Consider the following 22947-nt stretch of genomic DNA (forward strand, 5'->3'; position numbering starts at 1 on the left):
GCTACTCCTCAGCGTGGCGGGACTCGCCCGAGCGGATGACCTCGGTCCTGCGGTGCGCATCGTCCAGAAGGCTGAACAGTTCGTCGTCGCTGGCCTCGTCGACACCGGCCGCGGCGCCGGTGCGTCTGGCGGTCCAGGCCGCGAGCAGTGCTTCGAGGCGGGCCGCGACGGCGTCGTGGTCGGCGTCGGCGTCCGCCGCGTCCAGACTGGACCTGAGCCGGTCGAGTTCGGTGAGCAGGGGATCGGGGCCGCCGGTGCCGTGCAGTCGCGTGTGCACGAAGGCGGCGAGGCGGGCCGGTGTCGGATGGTCGAAGACGAGCGTGGCGGGCAGGCGCAGGCCGGTGTCCGCGTCGAGCTGGTTGCGCAGTTCCACGGCGGTGAGCGAGTCGAACCCGATGTCGGCGAACGCCTGGTCGGGGTCGACCGCCTGCGGCGACGCGTGCCCCAGGACGAGGGCGACCTGGCCCACGACGAGGTGCAGCACGTCGGCCTGCGTCCACACCCGCTCGGCGGCCGGCCTGAGCCGGGGCCGTACCAGCTCCCGCAGCAGCGCGGGCGGGTCGCCGGCCCTGCGCAGCGCCGGCAGGTCGAACCTGACGGGGGCGAGGGTCGGGGTGCCCGCGGTCAGCGCGGCGTCGAACAGGGCCAGCGCGTCCGCCGTCGGCAGCGGCCGTACCCCGGCCCTGGCCAGGCGGTGCCGGTCGGTGGCGGTCAGACCGCCGGTCATGCCGCTGGCCTCCGCCCAGTAGCCCCAGGCTAGCGACACGGCCGGCTGCCCCTGGGCGTGCCGGTGCGCGGCGAGGCCGTCGAGGTAGGCGTTCGCCGCCGCGTAGTTCGCCTGGCCCGCGCCGCCCAGCACGCCGGACGCCGAGGAGAACAGCACGAACGCCTCCAGGTCGGCGGTCAGTTCGTGCAGGTGCTGCGCCGCGAGGGCCTTCGGCTCCCACACCCGTGCGAACTGCTCCGGGGTGAGGGACTCCACGACGGTGTCGGCCAGCGTGCCCGCGGCGTGGACCACCGAGGTGACCGGGTGGTCGGCGAGCAGTCGCGCCACCGCCGCGCGGTCGGCCACGTCGCACGCCACGACGTCGGCGGTCGCGCCCAGCGCCGCCAGCTCGGCGGTCAGCGCGGCTGCGCCGGGGGCGTCCGGGCCGCTGCGGCTGACCAGCAGCAGGTGCCGCACGCCGTGCTCCGCGGCGAGGTGGCGGGCGATCGTGGCGCCCAGGGTGCCGGTGCCGCCGGTGACCAGCACCGTGCCCTCGGGGCCGAGCAGCGAGGGCAGCGGCTCGGTCCGCGCCCGTTCGAGGCGGGGGACGTGGACGGCGCCGCCGCGGATCGCGAGCTGGGGCTCGTCGCCGGCCAGTCGGACCTCGTCGCCGTCGGCGGCGTCGACCAGCACGAACCGGCCGGGGTGCTCGGTGGCGGCCGACCGGACCAGGCCCCAGACGGCGGCGGCCTGCGGGTCGACGTCCTCGCCCGGCCGCACCGGCACGGCGTTGCGCGTGGCGACCACCATCCGCGGGGTGTCCGTGGCGAGGAAGTCCTGGACCACCCGCAGGGTCTCGACCGGCGAAGTGGCGTGGTGGACCGGGATGTCCGGCTCGCCGGTCGCCGCCTCCAGGAGCGGCCACGCCACCTGGTACGGCACGTCCTGCGTGGTGGCCGCGGCCGGCCGGCGCAGGGTCAGCGAGGCGATCTCGGCGACCGGTGCGCCCGACCGGTCGGCGAGGGCGATCGCGCAGGTGTCCTCGCCGGTCACGGTCAGCCGGACCCTGGCCTGCTCCGCGCCGCTCCGGCAGGAGATCCCGGCGAAGGCGAACGGCAGCTTCGCCCGGTCGTCGGCGACGGTCACGGTCTGGATCGCGGCGTCGAGCAGGGCGGGGTGCAGGGCGAACCGGGTGTCGCCGGCGGGTGCGGCCACCTCCGCGTAGAGGGTGTCGCCGTCGCGCCAGGCCGCGCGCAGACCCCGGAAGGCCGGGCCGTAGGCGAATCCGGCGTCGGCCAGGTCGTCGTAGAAGGCGTCGAGGTCGACGGCTTCGGCGGGCGGCGGCCACTGCCGGGCCCAGGAGTCCCGGGGTGCGACGGGCGCCGCGCCCAGGGTTCCGGTGGCGTGCCGCACCCACTCGCCGTCCGTGCGCGAGTGGACCGAGACGCTGCGCCGGCCCGCCCGGTCGGGGCCGACGGTCACGGACACCTGCACGCCGTCCGCGACCACCAGCGGCGTCTCCAGCGTCAGGTCCTCGATCGCCGGGCAGTCGACGTGTTCGCCGGCCCGGAGCGCGAGGTCGACGAACGCCGCGCCGGGCAGCAGGGGCGAGCCCGCGATGACGTGTTCGGTGAGCCACGGCTGCGCGGCGGTGGCGAGCCGGCCCGTCAGCACCACGCCGTTGTCGTCCGGGAGTTCCAGGGCGTCCCGCAGCAGCGGGTGGTCGATCCGGCCGTCACCGGTCGGTGCGGGGGTGCCGGGGTGCAGCCAGTAGTGCTGGTGCTGGAAGGCGTACGAGGGCAGCCGCGCGTCCGACCTCCCCACCGGCGGGGTCCAGTGCACCGCGCCGTCCACCCACAACCGCCCCAGACCGGCGAACAGCCGCTCCACGGAATCCCCCTGACGCCGCATCAACCCGTTCGCCACCAGCGACGGGTGCGGACCCACCTCCACAAACCCTGTGACGCCCTGGCCCGTCAGCCACTCCCTCGCGTCCGCGAACCGCACCGGCTCCCGCACCTGACGCACCCAGTACCCCGGCTCCCCCAGCTCCACCGGACACCCCGCCACCGTGGAGACCACCGGGATCACCGGCTCACCGAACGACAACCCCCCGGCGACCTCAGCGAGTTCACCCAGCACCGGCTCCATCCGCGCCGAATGGAACGCGTGACTGACCTCCAACCGCCGCACCCGACGCCCACGCCCCCGCCACACCCCGGCGACCACCGCCACCGCCGCCTCGTCACCCGACACCACCACCGCGTCCGACGCGTTGACCGCCGCCACCTCCACACCCGCCACCAGCGACCCCACCACCTCCTGAACCGACGCCTGCACCGACACCATCGCCCCACCACCGGGCAACGCCTGCATCAACCGGCCCCGCGCCCCCACCAGGGCACACGCGTCCTCCAGTCCCAACACCCCCGCCACATGGGCCGCCGCCACCTCACCCACCGAATGCCCCACCACGAAGTCCGGCCGAACCCCCAACCACTCCACCAACCGGAACAACGCCACCTCCAACGCGAACACCCCGGCCTGCGTGAACCGCGTCTCCCCCAACACCCCCTCCCGGTCCTCGAACAACACCTCCACCGGCAACCCCAGCACCCCACAGACCTCGTCCAACACCCGCGCGAACACCGGGAACACCCGGTACAGACCCCGACCCATCCCCGCCCACTGACCACCCTGACCGGAGAACACGAACGCCGACCGACCCGGTGAGGCGGCAGTGCCCGTGACGGTTCCGGGCTCTCCGTCGATCAGCGCGTCCAGGCCGGCCGGGCCCGTCAGCACGGCACGGTGCGGGAACCGGGCCCGCGCGGCCAGGTCGGCGGCCACCTCGGCCGGTGTGATCTCGGGGTGCTCGGCGAGGAACGCGCGCAGCCTGCGGGCCTGTTCGCGCAGCGCCGCGTCCGACTTGGCGGACAGCAGCCACGGCACCGGTACGGCGACCACGGGGGTGGTCGTGGCGGTGGCCTCGGCCGGTGCCTCGATCACCACGTGCGCGTTCGTACCGCTGATGCCGAACGCCGACACACCGGCACGGCGGGGCCGCCCGGTCTCCGGCCACGGCCGGGCCTCGGTCAGCAGGGCGACCCGGCCCGCCGACCAGTCGACGTGCGAAGTCGGTGTGTCGACGTGCAGGGTCCGTGGCAGCTGACCGTGCCGCATCGCCATCACCATCTTGATCACACCCGCCACACCCGCCGCGGCCTGCGTGTGGCCGATGTTCGACTTCACCGACCCCAACCACAGCGGCTCGGTGCGCCCCTGACCGTACGTCGCCAGCAGCGCCTGCGCCTCGATCGGGTCGCCCAGCGTCGTCCCCGTACCGTGCGCCTCCACCGCGTCCACCTCGGACGGCTGCAACCCGGCATTGGCGAGAGCCTGCCGGATCACCCGCTCCTGCGACGGACCGTTCGGCGCCGTCAACCCGTTCGACGCACCGTCCTGGTTCACCGCCGAACCCCGCACCACCGCCAGCACCCGGTGCCCGTTGCGACGGGCGTCCGACAACCGCTCCAACAGCACGACACCTGCGCCCTCGCCCCACGCCGTCCCGTCGGCCGCCTCGGCGAACGCCTTCACCCGACCGTCGGCGGCGAGCCCCCGCTGCCGCGAGAACTCGACGAACCCCGACGGCGTCGCCATCACCGTCACCCCACCGGCCAGCGCCAGCGAGCACTCCCCCGCCCGCAGCGCCTGCGCCGCCAGGTGGATCGCCACCAGCGAGGACGAGCACGCCGTGTCCACCGACACCGCCGGGCCCTCCAGCCCCAGCAGGTAGGACACCCGCCCGGAGGTCACACTCGTCGCCGTGCCGGTCGAGAGGTAGCCCTCCAGGTCGGGCGGCTGTGCCCCGGCGCCGTAGCCCGAGGACCAGATGCCGGTGAACACGCCCGTCCGGCTGCCCCGCAACGACGTCGGATCGATGCCCGCGTCCTCGAACGTCTCCCACACCGTCTCCAACAGCACCCGCTGCTGCGGGTCCATCGCCAGTGCTTCGCGCGGCGAAATACCGAAGAACCCCGCATCGAAGCCACCCGCATCCGAGAGGAAGCCACCCGACCGCGTGTACGACCTCCCCGGACCACCGGCGGGATCGTAGAGACGACCCACGTCCCACCCACGGTCCGACGGGAACCCACCCACCGCGTCCGTCCCGCCCGCGACCAGATCCCACAACTCCTGCGCGGAGCCCACCCCACCCGGATACCGCGCCCCCAACCCGACTACCACCACCGGATCACCCGACACCGCGACCCCGACCGGGACGGGCACGGCCGTCCGGCGCTCCTTGCCGAGAACCACCTCACGCAGGTGACCGGCCAGTGCGTCGGGGGTCGGGTAGTCGAAGACCATCGTCGCGGGCAGCCGCACCCCGACCGCCGCAGCGAGGCGGTTGCGCAGTTCCACCGCAGTGAGCGAGTCGAAGCCCAGGTCCTTGAAGGCCAGGTCGGCGCTGACGGCCGAGGTGTCGGTGTGGCCGAGGACGGCGGCCGTCTGGCCGGTGACCAGGGCCAGGACGCGGCTGTGCTGCTCGGTCTCCGGCAGGGCCGCGAGTTCCCGGCCCAGGCCCGGCCGGCCCGTGCGCCGGGCGGGCCGGGTCCGGGTGAGGCGGCTGAGCAGGGGGCGGGTGGAGGCCGCCGACAGGTCGAGGTGTGCGGGGACCAGCGCGGGTTCGGCGGCCCCCAGCGCCAGGTCGAACAGGGCCAGCGCCCGGTCCGTGGGCATCGGCAGCACACCGGCGCGGGCGAGGCGCTTGCGGTCGGTGTCGGTGAGGTTCCCGGTCAGCCCGCTGTCCTCGGCCCACTGCCCCCAGGCCAGCGACACTCCGGGCAGGCCCAGGGCGCGCCGGTGCACGGCGAGGGCGTCCAGGAAGGCGTTCGCGGCGGAGTAGTTCGCCTGGCCCGGGCCGCCCAGCACGCCGGCGGCGGACGAGAAGAGCACGAACGCGCTCAGGCCGAGGTCCTTCGTCAGCTCGTGCAGGTGCCAGGCGGCGTCGGCCTTGGGCCGCAGCACCCGATCGATCCGGGCGGGCGTGAGGGATTCGACGACGCCGTCGTCGAGCACCCCGGCCGCGTGCACGACCGCCGTCAGCGGGTGCGCGGCCGGGATCGCGTCCAGTACGGCCGCCAGCGCGTCCCGGTCGGCCACGTCGCAGGCCGCCACCTCGGCGTCGAAGTCCACCTCCGCCGCGCTCCTGCTGAGCAGGAGCAGGTGCCGGATGCCGTGCCGCTCGCGCAGGTGCCGGGCGACGAGACGGCCCAGGGTGCCGGTGCCGCCGGTGATCAGCACGGTGCCGTTCGGGTCGAGCGGGCCGGGTGCCGGGGCCGCCTCGGCCCGGACCAGGCGGGCGGCGCGGACGGCGCCGTCGCGGACGACGAGCTGCGGTTCGTCCCCCGCGACGAGGACGCGGTCGTCGGTGTCGACGAGCACGAACCGGTCGGGGTGTTCGGCCTGGGCCGCGCGGACCAGGCCCCAGACGACGCTGGCCGGCAGGTCGACGGGGCCCGGCCCGGCCGCCCCCCGGGTCACGACGGCCAGGCGGCCGTCCCCGTCGCGCAGGAAGTCCTGGAGCACGCCCAGCGTCTCGGCGGCGACGGTGTGCGCGGCCGCCACGGGGTCTCCCGCCGGGGGCGTGACGTGGTGGACGGCCGGGGCTTCGCCGGTGCTCTCGACGGGCACCCAGTCGAGGCGGAAGAGCTGGTCGGTCCCGGCGACCGGCAGGCCCGGCGCCCGGTGCCGCACGGTCAGCGCGTCGATCACCGCCAGCGGCCCGGATTCGTCGGCGAGCGCGACCCGGAAGGTGTCGGGGCCGGTGGGTGTGAGGCGGACCCGGGCCGTGGAGCCGGCTTTCCGCATCGACACCCCGGCGAAGGAGAACGGCAGGCGGCCGGCCGCCAGCAGGGTCAGCGGCTGGAGCGCGGCGTCGAGCAGCGCGGGGTGGAGATCGAAGCGGTCGCGGGTGCCCGCGGGCAGCACCACCTCGGCGTAGAGCTCGTCGCCCTGCCGCCGGATCTCGCGCACGCCCGCGAACACCGGCCCGTACTCGTAGCCCCGGGCGGCGAGGTCGTCGTAGAAGTCGGTCAGGTCGACGGGCTCACCGGCCGGCTGCCAGGGCTCGCCGGTGTCGTACGGGTGGGGGCGGTCGGCGGTCGCCAGCACGCCGGTGGCGTGCCGCAGCCAGCTGTCGCCCGTCCGGGAGTGCACGGTGACGGGGCGTCGGCCCGTCCCGTCCGGTGCGCCGACGACGACCTGGATCGGCACGGAACCGTCCTCCGGCAGGACCATGGGGGCTGCCAGCACCAGCTCGTCCAGGACGTCGCAGCCGGCCTGCCGTCCGGCGTGCAGGGCGAGTTCGACGAACACGGTGCCGGGCAGCAGCACGGAGCCGAGGACGACGTGGTCGGCCAGCCACGGCCGGGTGGCCGTCGAGAGCCGCCCCGTGAACAGGACGCTCTGCTCCCCGGCCAGTTCGACGGCGGCCCCGAGCAGCGGGTGCCCGGCCGGGTCCAGTCCGGCCGCCGACACGTCGGCCTTCCCGGCGGCGGGGTTCAGCCAGTACGGCCGGTGCTGGAAGGCGTACGTCGGCAGCGGGACGTGGTGGGGCTCGCCGGGGAAGACCGGCGTCCAGTCGACGGCCACGCCGTGCGTGTGCAGGCGTGCCAGGGCGAGGTGGAACTCCTGCCTGCCGCTGCCGCGGCGCAGCGTGCCGGTCGCGGCGATGTCCAGCACCGGCACCAGGACGGGGTGCGGGCTGACCTCCACGAACACGGCGTGCCGGTCCTGCGTGAGGGCTTCGACGGCGAGGTCGAAGCGTACGGGTTCGCGGAGGTTGCGGTACCAGTAGGCGGCGTCGAGGGTGGCGGTGTCGACCGGCTCGCCGGTGACGGTGGAGTGGAAGGGGACCGTCGCCGGGTGGGGTGTGAGGTCGGCCAGGTCGGTGAGCAGGTGCTCGCGGACCGCCTCGACCTGCGCGGAGTGCGCCGCGTAGTTGACGGGCAGGCGGCGGGCGCGGACGCCGTCGGCCTCACAGGCCGTCAACAGTTCGTCCAGCGCGTCCAGGTCACCCGACACGACGACCGAACCAGGGGCGTTGACCACCGCCACCGTCAGCCGACCGTCCCAGCGGGCCGTGAACGCGACGGCCTGCTCGTGCCCGAGACCGACCGAGACCATCCCGCCCTGGTCCGCCAGGGCGACCAGCGCCCTGCTGCGCAGCGCCACCACCTTCGCCGCGTCCTCCAACGACAACGCGCCCGCCACGTACGCCGCCGCGATCTCCCCCTGCGAATGCCCCACCACGGCGTCCGGCTCCACGCCGTGCGCCCGCCACAGTTCGGCCAGCGCCACCATCACCGCGAACAGCGCGGGCTGCACCACCTCCACCCGCTCCAACGAACCACTGCCGGTCAGCACCTCCACCAACGACCAGTCCGTGTACGGCTCCAGAGCAATGGCGCACGCATCGATCGCCGCGCGGAACACCGGCTCCGAGGCGTACAACTCCGCACCCATCCCCACCCACTGCGCACCCTGCCCCGGGAACACGAACACCGACCGACCCGGCGAACCCGCGACACCCGTGACGATGCGGGGGTCTCCGTCGGCGAGGGCGGCCAGGTCCGCCATGAGGTCGGCCCGGGTGCTGCCCACCAGGGCCGCCCGGTGGGCGAGCACGGTGCGGGTGGTGGCGAGGGCCCGGCCGATCGCGGCCGGTCGGAGGCCGGGGTGGGCGGTGACGTGGTCCGCGAGCCGTCGGGCCTGGGCGCGGAGGGCGTCGTCCGTCTTGCCGGACAGCAGCCACACGGTGGGCTCCGCGGAGTCGTCCGCGGCGGGCTGTTCGGGGGTCTCCTCGGGGAACTGTTCGATGACGACGTGGGCGTTGGTGCCGCTGGCCCCGAAGGCCGAGATGCCCGCGCGGCGGGGACGCCCGGTCTCCGGCCACGGCCGGGCCTCGGTCAGCAGCCGGACGTCACCGGTGTCCCACTCGACGTGCGGCGTGGGCTCCTGGACGTGCAGCGTCGGCGGCAGTTCCCCGTGCCGCATCGCCATCACCATCTTGATCACACCCGCCACACCGGCGGCGGCCTGGGTGTGGCCGATGTTGGACTTCACCGACCCCAACCACAGCGGCTCGGTGCGCCCCTGACCGTACGTCGCCAGCAGCGCCTGCGCCTCGATCGGGTCGCCCAGCGTCGTCCCCGTACCGTGCGCCTCCACCGCGTCCACCTCGGACGGGGACAGTCCGGCGTTCGCCAGCGCCTGGAGGATCACCCGCTCCTGGGAGAGGCCGTTGGGCGCGGTCAGGCCGTTGGACGCACCGTCCTGGTTGACCGCCGAACCCCGCACCACCGCCAGCACCCGGTGACCGTTGCGGCGGGCGTCCGACAGCCGCTCCAGGAGCACCAACCCCGAACCCTCGCCCCACGCCGTCCCGTCGGCCGTCGACGAGAAGGGCTTGCACCGACCGTCGGGAGCCAGCGCGCGCTGGCGGGAGAACTCCGTGAACTGAAGGGGTGTCACGCTCACGGTCACCCCGCCGGCCAGGGCCAGCGAGCACTCGCCCGAGCGCAGTGCCTGCGCGGCGAGGTGGATCGCCATCAGTGACGAGGAACAGGCGGAGTCGATGGAGACGGCCTGGCCCTGGAGGCCCAGCAGGTAGGAGACCCGGCCGGAGGTGATGCTCGGCGAGATGCCGGTGGCGAGGTAGCCCTCGGTGTCGGGCGGCGCCTGGTCGGGGCTGCCGACGTAGCCGGAGGACCAGATGCCGGTGAACACACCTGTCTGGCTGCCCCTCAAGGACGTCGGATCGATGCCCGCGTCCTCGAACGTCTCCCACGCGGTCTCCAGCAGCACCCGCTGCTGCGGGTCCATCGCCAACGCCTCACGCGGCGAGATCCCGAAGAATTCCGCGTCGAAGCCCGCCGCATCCGCGAGGAACCCGCCCGACCGCGTGTACGACGTCCCCGGACCACCGGCCGGATCGTAGAGACGGCCCACGTCCCACCCACGGTCCGACGGGAACTCACCCACCGCATCGACCCCGCCCGCCACCAAGCCCCACAACTCCTCCGGCGACCCCACCCCACCCGGCAGCCGGCACCCCATCCCCACGATCACCACCGGATCGACCCCGCCGTCCACCGACGCCACCGACACCACCGGCGCCACCGGCGCAACGCCCTTGGGCGCACCGGAGAGTTCGGCCGCGAGGTGGTCGGCGAGGTCGGCGGGGGTGGGGTGGTCGAAGACGAGGGTCGCGGGCAGCCGTAGGCCGGTGGCACCGGCGAGGCGGTTGCGCAGTTCGACGGAGGTCAGGGAGTCGAAGCCGAGGTCGCGGAAGGCGAGTCCGGGGGTGATCGCGGCGGCGTCGGAGTGGCCGAGGACGGTGGCGGTGTGGGCGGTCACCAGGGACAGCAGGTCCGACGCGGGGGCCTTGGGCGTCGGCAGGGTCGGCGGTATCGAGAGGTCGGCCGTGGTCAGCGCGGGACGTCCGGCGGCCAGTGCGGTGTCGAACATGGCCAGGGCGCGTTCGGTGCTGAGGGGGCGAACGCCCTTGCGGGCGAGGCGTCGGCGGTCGGCCGCGGTGAGGTGGGCGGTCATGCCGCTCTCCTGCTCCCAGTGGCCCCAGGCCATCGACACGGCGGGCAGTCCGAGGGCCTGCCGGTGTGCGGCGAACGCGTCGAGGTAGGAGTTCGCGGCGGCGTAGCCGGCCTGGCCGGCGTTGCCGAGCACACCCGCGGCCGCGGAGAACAGCACGAAGGCGGCGAGGTCGTGCTCGCGGGTCAGCTCGTGCAGGTGCCAGGCGCCGTCGACCTTGGGACGCAGCACCCGGTCGAGCTGCTCCGCGGTCAGCCGTGCCACGACGGTGTCGTCGAGCACGCCGGCCGCGTGGACGACGGCGGTGAGCGGGTGCGCGGCCGGGATGGCGTCCAGTACGGCCGCCAGCGCGTCCCGGTCCGCGACGTCACAGGCCACCACCCGCACGTCGACGTCCCCGCGCTGCTCCAGCTCCAGGTGCGGCACCGCGCCGCCGCGGCGGCTGAGGAGCAGCAGGTGCCGTACCCCGTAGCGGGACACCAGGTGCCGGGCGACGGCCTGGCCGAGGGTGCCGGTGCCGCCGGTGATCAGCACGGTGCCGTCGGGGTCGATCGGCCGGGGCACGGTGAGGACGATCTTGCCGGTGTGCCGGGCCTGGCTCATCAGCCGGAAGGAGTCGGCGGCCTGGCGGAGGTCCGCGGCGGTGACCGGCAGCGGCTCCAGCGTCCCGTCGGCGACCATCGCCACGACCCTGGAGAGGATGTCGCCCCGCCGCGCGGGGTCGACGTCGTTGAGGTCGAAGGCCCGGTGGATCAGGCCCTGGGGCGAGCGGACGTCCGTCTTGCCCAGCTCGACGAACCGTCCGCCGGGCGCGAGCAGCCGGAGGGAGGCGTCGGTGAGTTCCCCCGCGAGCGAGTTGAGGACGACGTCCACGGCCGGGAACCGGTCGGCGAACCGGGTGTCGCGGGACGAACCGATGTGGTCGTCCGCCAGTCCGAGGCGCCGCAGGGCGTCCCACTTGGCGGGGCTCGCGGTGGCGAAGACCTCCGCGCCGCTGTTCAGGGCCAGCTGGACGGCGGCCATGCCCACACCGCCCGCGCCGGAGTGGACCAGGACCCGGTCGCCGGGGCGCAGTTCGCCGAGGTCGAACAGCCCGTACCAGGCGGTGGTGAACGCGACGGGCACCGACGCCGCCGTGGTGAAGCTCCAGCCGTCGGGGATCGCCGTCAGGAGCCGGTGGTCGGCGACCGCGCGCGGCCCGAAGGCGCCGGGCATCATTCCCGTGACGCGGTCGCCGGGCCGCCAGGCCGTGACGCCGGGGCCGACCTCGATGACGGTGCCGGCCCCTTCGCCGCCCAGCGGGGGCCGGTCCGGGTACATGCCGAGGGTGATGAGCACGTCGCGGAAGTTCAGGCCGGCCGCGCGTACCGCGACCCGCACCTGCCCGGGTTCCAGCGCGGCCTCCTGCCAGGGCAGCAGGGCCAGGTCGTCCAGTTGCCCGGTGCCGGACTCGCTCAGCCGGTACGCGCCGTCGGGGGCGGCCGGTTCCGGTACGTACCTGGCCTGCCGCGGTACGAGGACGCCTTCCGGGCGCAGGGCCAGTTCGGGTTCGTCGCCGGCCGTCCTGGCGGCCCGGACCGCGTCCTGCTCGGACGCGTCGCCGACGTCGACCAGGACGAACCGGCCGGGGTGCTCGGCGGCGGCGCTGCGGACCAGGCCGCGCACGGCCGCGCCGGCCACGCCGCGGGTCAGGACGGCCAGGCGGGCGGCCGCCCGCTCCGGCTCCTCGGCCAGGAAGTCCTGGACGAGCGCGCGGGCCCGCTGGAGGAGGGCGTGCACGGAGTCCGCGTCGGCTTCCGCGGTGAGCACCGGGCTCGGCACCACCTCGGTCGGCGTGCCCGGGGTGAGGGGCGTCCACCGGGTGTGCAGCACCGCGGCCCGGGCCTCGGCGGCCGGACGGACGGTCAGCGCGGTGATGTCCGCGACCGGGTTGCCGGACGGGTCGGCCAGTGTCGCGCGGTAGGTGTCGGTGCCCGTGCGGACCAGGTGGACCCGGGCGGACGACGCACCGGTGGTGTGCACGGCGACGCCGGAGAAGGAGAACGGCAGCCGGACCCGGGTGTCGGGGCTGAGCAGGATCAGCGGCTGGAGCGCGGCGTCCAGGAGCGCGGGGTGGAGGCCGAAGCGGGCGCCGTCGGGGACGGACACCTCGGCGTACAGTTCGTCCTCGCCCTGCCACAGCTCCCGCACGCCCCGGAACGCGGGCCCGTACCGGTAGCCGAGTCCGGCGAGGACGGCGTAGAACCCTTCGGGGTCGACGGGTTCGGCGTTCCTCGGCGGCCAGTCGAGGCGACCGGCCGTCACCCGGCCGCCGAGGGTTCCGGACGCGTGGCGGACCCAGCCGTCGCCGCCCTTGGAGTGCACGGTGACCGGGCGGCGGCCGGCGTCGTCCGGGCCGCCGACCGAGACCTGGATGTCCGCGGGCGTGTCCGAGAGCGCGAGGGGCAGGTGCAGGACGAGGTCGTCCAGGGTCCCGCCGGCCAGGGTGGCGAGTTCGAGGAAGGCGGTGCCCGGCAGCAGGACCGTGCCGTCGACGGCGTGGTCGGCCAGCCAGGGGTGGGTGCGGGTGGAGACGCGGCCGCTGTGCACGGTGGTCCCGTCGGGCAGTTCGACCGCGGTGCCCGCCAGCGGGTGCCCGGTGCCGTGGTCGCCGGCCGCGGGGGTCAGCCAGTAGGTGCGGCGTTGGAAGGCGTAGCGCGGCAGCCTGACGCCGTGCGGGCGGTCGTGCGGCCAGGTCACGGCGACGCCCTGGACGTGGAGGCGGGCCAGGGCGGTGTGGAACTCCCCGACGGCGCCGTGGTCGCGGCGCAGGGTGCCGGTGGCGGCGACGTCCAGCGCGGGCACCAGGACGGGGTGCGGGCTGACCTCGACGAAGACGGTGTGGCCGTGGTCGAGCAAGAGGCGGGTGGCGAGGTCGAAGCGTACGGGTTCGCGGAGGTTGCGGTACCAGTAGCCGGCGTCGAGGGCGGCGGTGTCGACCGGCTCGCCGGTGACGGTGGAGTAGAACGGGACCGCTGTCTGACGCGGCGTGATGTCGGCCAACTCGGTAAGGAGTTGCTCGCGGACCGCCTCGACCTGCGCGGAGTGGGCGGCGTAGTCGACGGGTAGCCGCCGGGCGCGGACGCCGTCGGTCTCACAGGCCGCCAGCAGTTCGTCCAGCGCGTCGAGGCCGCCGGACACCACGACGGTCGAGGCGGAGTTGACCACCGCGACGGTGATCCGGTCGCCCCAGGGGCTCAGGTAGCCGACGGCGTCGTCCGCCGACAGCGCGAGGGACACCATGCCGCCGTGCCCGGCCAGCGCGACCAGCGCCCTGCTGCGCAGCGCCACCACCTTCGCCGCGTCCTCCAGGGACAGCGCACCGGCCACGTACGCCGCCGCGATCTCCCCCTGCGAATGCCCGACGACCGCGTCCGGCTCCACCCCGTGCGCCCGCCACAACTCCGCCAACGCCACCATCACCGCGAACAACGCAGGCTGCACCACCTCCACCCGCTCCAACGAACCACCACCGGTCAGCACCTCCACCAACGACCAGCCCGTGAACGGCTCCAGAGCAGCGGCGCACGCATCGATCGCCGCACGGAACACCGGCTCCGAGGCGTACAACTCCCCACCCATCCCCACCCACTGCGCACCCTGCCCCGGGAACACGAACACCGACCGGCCCAGCGAACCCGCCACGCCGGTCACCAGACCCGGCACCGACCGACCCTCCGCCAGCGCCTCCAACGCCTCCGCACCGCCCACCACCACGGCCCGGTGCTCGAACACCGTGCGGGCAGCCAGCGCGCCCCCGACCGCCGCCGGACCCACCTCGGGGTGCGCGGCGACGAACTCGCCCAGCCGGCGCGCCTGTTCCCGCAACGCCGGCTCGGACCTGGCGGACAGCGGCCAGAGGACCTGGTCGTCCGCGCGGCCCCGGGGAGGGGGTGCGGCGGAGTCGGCCTCGGCGGGCTGTTCGAGGATGCTCTGCTCGATGATGACGTGCGCGTTGGTGCCGCTGATGCCGAAGGCGGAGACGGCGGCCCGCCGGGGCCGCCCGGTCCCGGGCCACGCGACCGGTTCGGTGAGCAGGCGGACCGCGTCGGAGGACCAGTCGACGTGCGAGGTCGGCGCGTCCACGTGCAGGGTCCGCGGCAGCTGACCGTGCCGCATCGCCATCACCATCTTGATCACACCGGCGACGCCCGCAGCGGCTTGCGTGTGGCCGATGTTGGACTTCACCGACCCCAACCACAACGGCTCGGAACGGTCCTGACCGTACGTCGCCAGCAGCGCCTGCGCCTCGATCGGATCACCCAGCGTCGTCCCCGTACCGTGCGCCTCCACCACGTCCACGTCCGACCCCGACAAACCCGCGTTCGCCAACGCCTGCCGGATCACCCGCTCCTGCGACGGACCGTTCGGCGCCGTCAACCCGTTCGACGCACCGTCCTGGTTGGTGGCGGAGCCCCGGACGACCGCCAGCACCTCGTGGCCGTTGCGGCGGGCGTCCGACAGGCGTTCCAGCAGCAGCAGGCCGGCGCCCTCGGCCCAGCCCGCCCCGTCGGCCGCGGCGGCGAAGGGCTTGCTGCGGCCGTCGGGCGCGCTCGCCCCCTGCCGGGACATCTCGGTGAACAGCGTGGGCGTCGCGTTGACGGTGACGCCGCCGGCCAGGGCGAAGGAGCACTCTCCCGAGCGCAGCGCCTGCGCGGCCAGGTGCAGGGCCACCAGGGACGACGAGCAGCCGGTGTCCAGGGACAGGGCCGGGCCGAGCAGGCCCAGCTGGTACGCCAGCCGGCCGGACCCCACGCTCGACGCGGTGCCGGTGACCTGGTAGCCCTCCAGGTCGTCGGGGACGGGTCCGGCGGCGTAGCCGGTGGACCACAGGCCGGTGAACACGCCGGTGGGGGTGCCCTCCAGCGTGGTCGGGTCGATGCCGGCGTGCTCGATGGTCTCCCACGCGGTCTCCAGCAGGATGCGCTGCTGCGGGTCCATGGCGAGCGCCTCGCGGGGCGATATCCCGAAGAACGCCGCGTCGAAGTCGCCGGCGGCGTCGAGGAAGCCGCCCCGGGACGTGCTCGACGTGCGGGGGCGGCTCCCCGTCGGGTCGTAGAGGCGGTCGACGTCCCACCCCCGGTCGGCCGGGAAGTCGCCGACCGCGTCCACGCCGTCCGCGACCAGCCGCCACAGGTCCTCGGGGGTGCCGACGCCGCCGGGGTAGCGGCAGCCCATGCCGATGACCGCGATCGGCTCGTCCGTCGCGGCCGGGGCCGGGGCCTGCGGCGCGTCCCGGTCGCCGGACAGGTGGGCGGCCAGCCGTGCCGGGGTGGGGTGGTCGAAGACGAGGGTGGCGGGCAGTTCCACCCCGAGCGCGGCGGCCAGGCGGTTGCGCAGTTCCACCGCGGTCAGTGAGTCGAAGCCCAGTTCCCTGAACGCCCGCCGGGGGTCGAGCCGTTCGGGGGCGGCGTGTCCCAGCACCGCGGCGACGTGGGTGGTGATCAGCTCCAGCAGGTCGGTGCCGGCGGCGGGGGGCGCGGGTCGGGGGTGCTGCGTCCGGCCGTGGGTCTCGGGCAGGTCCCGCAGCAGCCGGCTCGGCCGCGCGTGGGTGTAGGCGCGGGCGAACTGCGCCCAGTCGGCCTCGGTGACGACCGCGAGGGCCTCGTCGTGGTCGAGGACGTCCTGCAGCGCGTCGAGCGCCCGGCCCGGGTCCAGTTCGCCGAGCCCGAGCAGGGTGCGCTGGCGCTGCACGGGCTCCAGGGCCGCCATGCCGCCCTCGGCCCAGATGCCCCAGGCGACGGAGGTCGTGGCGCGGCCCCGGGCGCGGTGCTGGGCGGCCAGCGCGTCGAGGAAGGCGTTGCCGGCGGCGTAGGCCGCGCCGTGGCCGTCGCCCCACACGCCCGCGGTGGAGGAGAACAGGACGAGGGCGTCGAGGTCCGGCAGGAGTTCCGCCAGGTTCGCCGCCCCGGCGACCTTGGCCGTGACGACCTCGGCGAACTCCGCCGGTGTCGTGTCGGCCAGCCTGGTGGCCCTGATCACGCCGGCGGTGTGGAAGACCGCGCGGATGTCGCCGACGCGCTCGACGAGGTCCCGCAGGGCGTCCCGGTCGGCCACGTCGCACGCCGCCACGGTCACCCGTGCCCCGGCTGCTTCCAGTTCGTCGCGCAGTCCGGCCGCGCCGGGTGCGTCGGGGCCGCGGCGGGCGGCCAGCACGATGTGCTCCGCTCCCTGCCGGGCGAGGCGGCGGGCCACGTGTCCGCCGAGCGCGCCGGTGCCGCCGGTGACCAGCACCGTGCCCCGCGGCCGCCAGGACCGCGCGGCCGGGCCCGACGGGGCCTTGCGGCGCAGCCGCTTGGCGAGGCGCCGGGCGCCGCGGATCGCCACCTGGTCCTCGCCCGTACCGGCGAGCACGACGAGCAGCGCGTTGACGCTCTCCTCGTCGGGCACGGCGGGAAGGTCGACCAGGCCGCCCCAGTGGTGCGGGAACTCCAGCGCCGCGGACGCGCCGGTGCCCCACGCCAGGGCCTGGGCCGGGTTGGTGACCGGGTCGGTGTCCGAGGTGCTCACGGCGCCGCTGGTCGCGCACCACAGCGGGACGTCCGCCGCCCTCACCGGGTCCGGGCCGCGCGCCGGGTCGAGGGTGCGGACCAGGTCCAGGGTGCGGACCAGGCCCGCCGGGAGCACCGGGTGGTCGGGGTGCGGCTCCTCGTCCAGCGCCAGCAGCGACAGCACGCCGTCCGGCCCGGGCCGGGCGTCACCGGTGCCGGCCGCGTCCCAGCTGTCGGCCACCGGGAAGCCCCGTTCGCGCAGGGCCTCGGCCCACGGGTGCCCGGTCGCGGCCAGGACGAGCCAGCGATCCGGGTCCACCGGGACCGCGGTACCGCTCGTCGGTGCCCATGCCACCTCGTACCGCCAGTCGTCACGGGGCGCCGGCGGGGTCGCGGTCACCCAGTAGGGCTCGCGCTGGAAGGCGTACGTGGGCAGGTCCGCCCCGGGTGCGGTGCGGGGCAGGACCGGCGTCCAGTCGACGTCGGTTCCGGCGGCGTGGAGGCGTCCCGCCGCGGCGAGGAACTCGGTGAGGCCGCCGTGGTCGCGGCGCAGGGTGCCGGTGGCGGCGACGTCCAGCGCGGGCACCAGGACGGGGTGCGGGCTGACCTCGACGAAGACGGAGTGGCCGTCGGCGGTGAGCCGGGCGGCGGCGAGGTCGAAGCGTACGGGTTCGCGGAGGTTGCGGTACCAGTAGGCGGCGTCGAGGGCGGCGGTGTCGATCGGCTCGCCGGTGACGGTGGAGTAGAACGGGACCGCCGCCTGACGCGGTGTGATGTCGGCCAGCTCGGTGAGCAGTTGCTCGCGGACCGCCTCGACCTGCGCGGAGTGCGCCGCGTAGTCGACGGGCAGCCGCCGGGCGCGGACGCCGTCGGCCTCACAGGCCGCCAGCAGCTCCTCCAGCGCGTCGAGGCCGCCGGACACCACGACGGCCGCGGGCCCGTTCACCACGGCGGTGGTCAGCCGCCCGCCCCAACGGGCCAGGTAGTCGGCGGCCTGTTCGACGGACAGCGCGAGGGACACCATGCCGCCGTGCCCGGCCAGCGCGACCAGCGCCCTGCTGCGCAGCGCCACCACCTTGGCCGCGTCCTCCAACGACAGCGCGCCCGCCACGTACGCCGCCGCGATCTCCGCCTGGGAGTGGCCGACCACGGCGTCCGGCCGCACGCCGTGGGACCGCCACAGGTCGGCCAGCGCCACCATGACGGCGAACAGGGCCGGCTGCACCACGTTGACGCGGTCCAGCGCGCCGTGGCGCAGTTCGTCGACCAGCGACCAGTCCGTGTACGGGGCCAGGGCGGCGGCGCAGGCGTCGATGCCCGCGCGGAAGACCTCGGACTGCTCGTACAGGTCACGGCCCATCCCCGCCCACTGCGCACCCTGCCCGGGGAAGGCGAACACGGTTCCGCCGGTACGGGTGGGCGGTGCCGGCGGGAGCGCGGCCAGGCCGGACAGCAGGTCGTCCCGGTCGGTGCCGACCACCGCGGCCCGGTGCTCGAACCGGGTGCGGGCGGCCAGGGCGCGGCTGATCGCGGCGGCCGGGACGTCGGGGTGGGCGGTCGCGTACGCGTGCAGCCGCTCGGCCTGGGCGCGCAGCGCGGCGTCGGTCTTCGCGGACAGCAGCCAGACGGTGGGGGCGGCCCGGTCGGCGGGCTCGGGAAGGCGGCCGGGGTCCGGGTCGGAGGACTGCTCGATGATCAGGTGGGCGTTGGTGCCGCTGATGCCGAACGCCGAGACGCCCGCGCGACGCGGGCGGCCGCTGTCGGGCCACGGCCGGGCCTCGGTGAGCAGGGCGACCCGGCCCGCCGACCAGTCGACGTGCGAACTCGGCTCATCCACGTGCAGGGTTCGCGGCAGTTCCCCGTGCCGCATCGCCATCACCATCTTGATCACACCCGCCACACCCGCCGCCGCCTGGGTGTGGCCGATGTTGGACTTCACCGACCCCAACCAAAGCGGCTCGTCCCGCCCCTGACCGTACGTCGCCAACAGCGCCTGCGCCTCGATCGGGTCGCCCAGCGTCGTCCCCGTGCCGTGCGCCTCCACCACGTCCACGTCCGACCCCGACAACCCGGCACTGGCCAACGCCTGCCGGATCACCCGCTCCTGCGACGGACCGTTCGGCGCCGTCAACCCGTTCGACGCACCGTCCTGGTTCACCGCCGAACCCCGCACCACCGCCAACACCCGGTGACCGTTGCGACGGGCGTCCGACAGGCGTTCCAACAGCACCAGACCGGCGCCCTCGGCCCAGGACGTACCGTCGGCCGCGGCGGCGAAGGGCTTGCTGCGGCCGTCCGCCGCGAGGCCGTGCTGGCGGGAGAACTCGGTGAAGCCCAGCGGTGTCGCCATGATCGTGACACCGCCGGCGAGCGCCAGCGAGCACTCGCCCGTACGCAGCGACTGGGCGGCCAGGTGCAGGGCGACCAGCGACGAGGAGCAGGCGGTGTCCACGGACAGCGCCGGACCGCGCAGCCCGAGGTGGTAGGCGACCCGGCCGGAGGTGACGCTGGTCGCGACGCCGGTCAGCAGGTAACCCTCCAGGTCCTCCGGCAGGCCCGGTCCGGTCGCGTAGCCGGACGACCAGACGCCGGTGAACACGCCGGTGTGGCTGCCGCGCAGCGAGGTCGGGTCGATCCCGGCGTGCTCGAAGGTCTCCCAGGCCGTCTCCAGCACGAGCCGCTGCTGCGGGTCCATGGCGAGCGCCTCGCGGGGCGAGATGCCGAAGAACGGGGCGTCGAAGCCGGGCGCCGCCTCCAGGAACCCGCCCCGGTTGACGTACGTGGTGCCCGCGCCGCGCAGTTCGGGGTCGTACAGGCCGCCCAGGTCCCAGCCGCGGTCGTCCGGGAAGCCGCCGATCGCGTCCCCGCACGCCGCGACGAGCCGCCACAGGTCGTCCGGCGAGGCCACCCCGCCGGGGAAGCGGCAGCCCATGCCCACGATGACGACCGGGTCGTCGTCGTGGGCGGCCGGCGCGGCGGGGGCCGACCGGTCGCCGGGGCCGGTGCGCAGCCAGTCGATCAGCTCCGCGGGCGTCGGGTGGTCGAAGACGAGGCCGGACGGGAGGGGCCGGTCCAGGGCGGCGGCCAGGCGGTTGCGCAGTTCGAGCCCGGTGATCGAGTCGAAGCCGAGGTCCTTGAAGGTGAGCGCGGGATCGACGTCCGCGGGGTTCGCGTGGCCCAGCACGAGCGCGATCTGCGCGGTGACCACGGCGGCCGTGTCGCCCGCGTCGGCCGCGTCGCCCGACGCGGGGTCGTCCGTGTCCGGACCGGGCGCGGCGGTGTCCGCCGTTCGCGTCCCCGGGTCGGCCGGGGTCCGGCCGACCCGCCCGGCCGCCGCTTCGGGCAGCCAGTACGGACGACGCTGGAAGGCGTACGTGGGCAGGTCGACCGGCGCGGCCCCGGCGACGGCCGGGGACCAGTCGACGGGCACGCCGGCCACGAACAGCCGGGACAGCGCGGTCAGGAAGTCGTCCGGCCCGCCCCGGTCGCGGCCGAGCGTGCCGGTGGCGACGCCGGGCGCGCCGGTCCGCTCGCGGGCCTGTTCCAGGAGCTGTTCGAGGGCGGGTAGCAGCACCGGGTGCGGGCTGACCTCGACCACGACGTCGTGCCCGTCCGCCAGCAGTGCGGCGGCGGCCAGGTCGAAGCGGACCGGCTCGCGCAGGTTGCGGTACCAGTAGTCGGCGTCGAGCGCCGTGGTGTCGTCGAGGAGGCCGCCGGTGACCGCGGAGTAGTACGGGACGGTGCCCCGCCGCGGCCGCACCCCGTCCAGTGCGGTGCGCAGCTGCTCGCGGACCGCCTCGACGTGCGCGGAGTGGGAGGCGTAGTCCACCGGGACCACGCGTGCGCGGACACCGTCCGCCGCGCAGGACTCGACCAGTTCGGCCAGGGCCTGCGTGTCGCCGGACACCACGACCGAACCGGTGGCGTTGACCACGGCGACCGTCAGCGCGCCGCCCCAGCGCGACACGTAGTCCTCGGCCCGCTCGGCGGGCAGGGCCACGGACACCATGCCGCCCCGGCCGGTCAGCGCGACCAGCGCGCGGCTGCGCAGTGCCACGATCCGGGCCGCGTCGGGCAGCGACAGCGCGCCCGCGACGTGTGCCGCGGCGATCTCGCCCTGCGAGTGCCCGACCACCGCGTCGGGCTCGACGCCGAAGGAGCGCCACAGGGCCGCCAGGGACACCATCACCGCGAACAGGGAGGGCTGCACGACGTCCACGCGGTCGAGCGGGGCGCCGTCCAGGACCTCGGCCAGGGACCAGTCGGTGTACGGGGCCAGGGCCCGGGCGCACTCGTCCATGGCGGTCCGGAAGACGGGGTACGCGGCGTACAGCTCCCGGCCCATGCCGACCCACTGCGCGCCCTGGCCGGGGAACACGAAGACGGTGCGGCCCGGGGTGCCGGCCCGGCCGGCGGCGAGCCGGGAGGAGTCGAGCAGGACCGCGCGGTGCGCGAAGCGGGTTCGGGTGGTGGCCAGCGCGTGCGCGACCTCGGCGGCGGTCAGGTCCGGGTGGCTGCGCACGTGTTCGCGCAGGCGCTCGATCTGCGCGCGCAGCGCCTGTTTGGTCCGGGCCGTGACGATCCACGGCGCCGGCCCGGCTCCGGGGGCGGGCCGCCGGACCGGCGGCGCGGCCGGACCGGGCGCCTGCTCGACGATCACGTGCGCGTTGGTGCCGCCCATGCCGAACGAGGACACGCCGGCGAGCAGGGGCGCGTCCGGCCGCGGCCAGGGGGTCAGCGCGGTCTGGACCCGCAGCGCCAGTGCGTCGAGGGGGATGCCGGGGTGGGGGGTTTCGTGGTTCAGGCTCGGCGGCAGTGCGCGGTGGTGCACGCTGAGGACGGCCTTGAGCAGGCCCACGATGCCCGCGGCGCCTTCCAGGTGGCCGACGTTGGTCTTGGCGGACCCGACCCGCAGGGCGCTGTCGGGGTCGCCGGACCCGGCCGGGCCGCGGTAGGCCGCCGCGAGGGCGGCGGCCTCGACGGGGTCGCCGACGGCGGTGCCGGTGCCGTGCAGCTCCACGTACTGCACGTCCGCGGGACGCACGCCGGCGCGGGCCAGTGCCTCGCGGACGACCTGTTCCTGGGCCTGCGCGCTGGGCACGGTCAGGCTCTGCGTGGCGCCGTCGTTGTTGACCGCGCTGCCCCGGATGACGCCGTAGACGCGGTCCCCGTCGGCCAGGGCCCGGTCCAGCGGTTTCAGAACGAGGAAGGCGCCGCCCTCGCCGCGGACGAAGCCGTTGGCCCGGGCGTCGAAGGTGAAGCAGCGGTCGTCCGGGGACAGGCCGCCGAACTCCGCCGCCCCCTCCTCGCGGGCGGCGGTCAGGTTGAGGTTCACCCCGCCGGCCAGGGCGAGCGCCGACTCGCCGCGGCGCAGGCTCTCGACCGCCAGGTGCACCGCGACCAGCGCCGACGACTGGGCCGTGTCGACCGTCATGCTCGGTCCGCGCACACCGAGGAAGTGCGAGACGCGGTTGGCGATGACCCCCCGGCTGGTGCCGGTGAGCGTGTGCGGCGTGACGGGGCCCGGGTGGGCCAGGGAGGTGTAGTCCTCCCACATCGAGCCGACGAACACCCCCGTCGGGCCGCCCGTCAGCGTGCTCGGCACGATCCGGGCGTCCTCCAGGGCCTCCCAGGCGAGTTCGAGCATGAGCCGCTGCTGCGGGTCCATGCCGGCGGCCTCGCGGGGGGAGATCCCGAAGAACGCCGCGTCGAAGCCGTCCACCCGGTCCAGGTAGCCGCCGTGCCGCACGACCTGCCGGCCCGGGGGCGGCGCGGTGATCGCGTCGGCCCCGTCGCACAGCAGTCGCCAGAACGCCTCCGGATCCGGGGCTTTCGGCAACCTGCCCGCCATGCCGATGACAGCGACACGATCGGCGTCCGAATCCAGGGGAAAGCGCATCGCAGCGACACCTCGTGAGCCGGGGAATGAAGGAAGGCGGGGTGTTTCCGTAGCAGTCCCGATGGTGCGGCCCCGCCGCGCGGGCGGCCGGGGCGTGGAGCACGCGGGCAGCCCGGCGGCCCGGTGATATCCGAAACGGACTCGACCGCGCTTCGGGCGCCTGGATCAGTGGAGCGGTCCTCGGAAGGGACGGC

General features: G+C 75.3%; 1 protein-coding gene. It reads right to left on the reverse strand.

The window, feature by feature from the left end:
• Position 1: 1 nt before the first annotated feature.
• On the reverse strand, positions 2 to 22753 hold the full coding sequence (locus tag ACIP60_RS18705; RefSeq protein WP_400685623.1) for an SDR family NAD(P)-dependent oxidoreductase: 22752 nt from the start codon (positions 22751 to 22753) through the stop codon (positions 2 to 4).
• Positions 22754 to 22947 lie beyond the last annotated feature (194 nt).

The sequence above is a fragment of the Kitasatospora sp. NPDC088783 genome, assembly GCF_044750705.1.
GTDB lineage: Bacteria > Actinomycetota > Actinomycetes > Streptomycetales > Streptomycetaceae > Kitasatospora > Kitasatospora fiedleri.

Coding starts and splice junctions, on each gene's coding strand:
- ACIP60_RS18705 (WP_400685623.1), bottom strand. CDS start 22,753: ATGCGCTTTCCCCTGGATTCGGACGCCGATCGTGTCGCTGTCATCGGC.